This is a genomic window from Streptomyces ossamyceticus (assembly GCF_001418475.1).
Lineage (GTDB): Bacteria > Actinomycetota > Actinomycetes > Streptomycetales > Streptomycetaceae > Streptomyces > Streptomyces ossamyceticus.
The window spans coordinates 1-2854 of record NZ_LIQX01000667.1 but is presented as its reverse complement, the minus strand read 5'-3'; the positions used below and the strand labels follow the sequence as shown (position 1 = coordinate 2854).

4 protein-coding genes are annotated in these 2854 nt (G+C 73.3%); all 4 read right to left on the bottom strand.

Features of this window, described 5'->3' with window-relative positions:
- Nucleotides 1-80: 80 nt before the first annotated feature.
- On the bottom strand, nt 81-1067 hold the full coding sequence (gene holA, locus AOK15_RS36120; RefSeq protein ID WP_185093739.1) for a DNA polymerase III subunit delta: 987 nt from the start codon (nt 1065-1067) through the stop codon (nt 81-83).
- Nucleotides 1068-1103: 36 nt separating this feature from the next.
- A complete protein-coding gene (locus AOK15_RS36115; RefSeq protein WP_055522699.1) occupies nt 1104-1349 on the bottom strand; it encodes a hypothetical protein in 246 nt (81 codons plus the stop codon).
- Nucleotides 1350-1482: 133 nt separating this feature from the next.
- Nucleotides 1483-2292: an arylamine N-acetyltransferase family protein gene (locus AOK15_RS36110; RefSeq protein WP_055522696.1), complete on the bottom strand. Its 810-nt coding sequence runs from the start codon at nt 2290-2292 to the stop codon at nt 1483-1485.
- A gap of 4 nt (nt 2293-2296) precedes the next feature.
- Nucleotides 2297-2854 (bottom strand): ComEC/Rec2 family competence protein (locus tag AOK15_RS36105; RefSeq protein WP_420877023.1); only part of this gene is annotated, 558 nt, incomplete at its 5' end.

Here is a 2854-nt window from a genome sequence, read left to right as displayed (position 1 = left end):
GAACCGCGCGACAAGCCGCAACGGCGCGGCAGCGGGCATCGCGCGGCAGCGGCCCCCGCGCCCTGGCGAGGGCGGCAGGCTCACCCCCGGCGGGAGCGCGCCGCCCGGGCGATGGTCACGACCGCCTTCTCCAGCGCGTACTCGGGGTCGTCTCCGCCGCCCTTGACCCCGGCGTCGGCCTCCGCGACGGCCCGCATCGCGACGGCGACCCCTTCCGGTGTCCACCCCCGCATCTGCTGCCGCACCCGGTCGATCTTCCACGGCGGCATGCCGAGCTCCCGCGCCAGGTCCGCCGGTCTGCCGCCCCGCGCGGACGACAGCTTCCCGATCGCCCGGACGCCCTGCGCCAGCGCGCTGGTGATCAGCACCGGCGCCACCCCGGTGGACAGCGACCACCTGAGCGCCTCCAGCGCCTCCGCCGCCCGTCCCTCCACGGCCCGGTCGGCGACCTCGAAACTCGACGCCTCGGCCCGCCCGGTGTAGTACCGCCCGACCACGGCCTCGTCGATGGTGCCCTCGACATCGGCGACCAGCTGCGACGCCGCCGACGCCAGCTCCCGCAGATCGCTTCCGATCGCGTCGACCAGTGCCTGGCACGCCTCCGGTGTCGCGGACCGCCCGAGTGTGCGGAACTCACCCCGTACGAACGCCAGCCGGTCCGCCGGCTTCGTCATCTTCGGGCAGGCCACCTCCCGCGCCCCCGCCTTGCGCGCCGCGTCCAGCAGCCCCTTGCCCTTGGCGCCGCCCGCGTGCAGCAGTACGAGGGTGATCTCCTCGGCCGGGGAGCCCAGGTACCCCTTCACGTCCTTGACGGTGTCGGCCGACAGGTCCTGCGCGTTGCGCACGACCACGACCTTCCGCTCGGCGAACAGCGAGGGACTCGTCAGCTCGGCGAGCGTGCCGGGCTGCAACTGGTCCGACGTGAGGTCCCGCACATCCGTGTCGGCGTCGGCGGCCCTGGCGGCGGCCACCACCTCCTGCACGGCCCGGTCGAGCAGCAGCTCCTCCTGCCCCACGGCGAGGGTGACAGAAGCGAGGGGATCATCGTGAGCGGTCTTCTTGGCCATCACGCACAGCATCCCACGGGGCACCGACAACGAGCCCTACGGCTCCTCACGCCACCCCTCCCACTCCCCCGCGAACTCGTCCAACGCCACCGGATCGAGTCGCCCGTCCTCGTCGCGCAGCACCAGCAGCCACTGGGCGTCCTCCGCGTCGTCCTCCCCGGCCAGCGCGTCCCGCACCAGCTGGGGCTCCTCGTTCAGCCCGAACCGCTCCCCGAGGGCCTGCGCGGCCTCTTCCGCCGCGTCACGATCGGGCAGCACCAGCACATGTCTCACATCGCTCACGCCCCCATTTTCCGCGACCCGCCCGCCGGCCCACGCCGGGCACCCCACGCCCGCCGGCCCACGCCCGGCAGCCCATGCCCGGCAGCCCATGCCCGGCAGCCCATGCCCGGCCCGGCCGGTGGCCGGGCCCGCGCTACTTCGTCCCACGTACCTCCGGCACCCGCCCCAACTCCATCCCGAACCGCTCCCGGTACACCGCCAGGACCTCCTCGTCCGTCCCCAGCTCGGTCACCTCCTTCTCGCCCTCCCGGGACGTGACCGTGAGGGTGCGGCCGCTGAGCGTCATCCGTCCACCGTCGTCACCGAGCCGCGAGCAGACCAGCGACCGGGTGAAGTGCGAGGCCGGAGACGTGCTGTGCCACCATGCCCCGGCCACGAAGTCCCCGAACACCCGCGGCCGCACCTCCAGCCGGTACTGCGGCTTGCCGTCCCGCAGCACATCCAGGTCCCCGAACTCCCGCGCCCCGCTCTGCCGGTCCGCCTCCACCACCCGGAACGTGCCCGCCGGGTCCTCCTGCTCCCCTCTCCCCCCGAACTCCAGGGGATAGTGGCTGTTCGACCCGAACCCCACATCGGCCAGCCAGTCACCCCCATCCACCGTCCGCACCCGCAGCGCGAGATGGTCGTAGGGGATGCCCAGGCGCTTCTCGTCGTCGTAGACCCGTGCCGCGAGCAACGTCACGTCGAAGCCCAGCGCCGCGAGCATCGCCCCGAACAGCCCGTTCAGTTCGTAGCAGAAGCCGCCCCTGCGCTCCCCGACGATCTTGTCGAGCAGCCGCTTCTCCTCCAGCACGATCTCCTCCCCGAGGTGGATCGACAGGTTCTCGAACGGCACCGTCCGCAGATGGCGCAGGTGCAGTTCACGCAGTACGTCCACGGTGGGCCAGGCCGGGTGCTCGGCTCCGATGCGGCGAAGGTAGGTGTCCAGCTCTGCGGTATCCATGACCTCAGTCTCTCGCCACCTCCAGCTCCTCGGCCGTACCCGCGACGGCGATCGCGCCGTCCTCGTCCGTACGCAGCACCGTGGCGCCCCCGCCCCGCAGCGCCGCGACCGTGCTCGGCGCCGGGTGGCCGTAGGGGTTGTCGGCGCCCACCGAGATGAGCGCCAGCCGCGGGGCCATCGCCCGTATCAGGGTCGGGTCCTGGTAGGCCGAACCATGGTGGGCGACCTTCACCACGTCCACCGCTGCCAGCTCCGCGACCACCGGGGATCTCGACAGCTCCCGCTGGGCGGGCGGTTCGAGATCGCCGAGCAGCAGCAGGGTCAGCCCGGCCGAGCGGACGAGCATGGTCACACTGGCGTCGTTCGGCCCGCCCGGGGTGGCCGCGTCGCCCGGCGGCCACAGCACCCGCCACGCGAGACCCCCGGTACGCCGTTCCTGTCCGGCGACGGCACGGGTCACCGGAATCCGCCGGGCCGCTGCCTCCCTGTGCACGAACTGGGCCTGGTCCGCGGGCTCCTGGAACCCCGTCGTCTCGATCGCCCCCACCGCCCGCCCCCGCAG

Excerpts from the sequence above, each read along its gene's own strand:
- holA (WP_185093739.1), bottom strand. The coding sequence starts at position 1,067 with ATGGCCAAGAAGACCGCTCACGATGATCCCCTCGCTTCTGTCACCCTC.
- AOK15_RS36110 (WP_055522696.1), bottom strand. The coding sequence starts at position 2,292 with ATGGATACCGCAGAGCTGGACACCTACCTTCGCCGCATCGGAGCCGAG.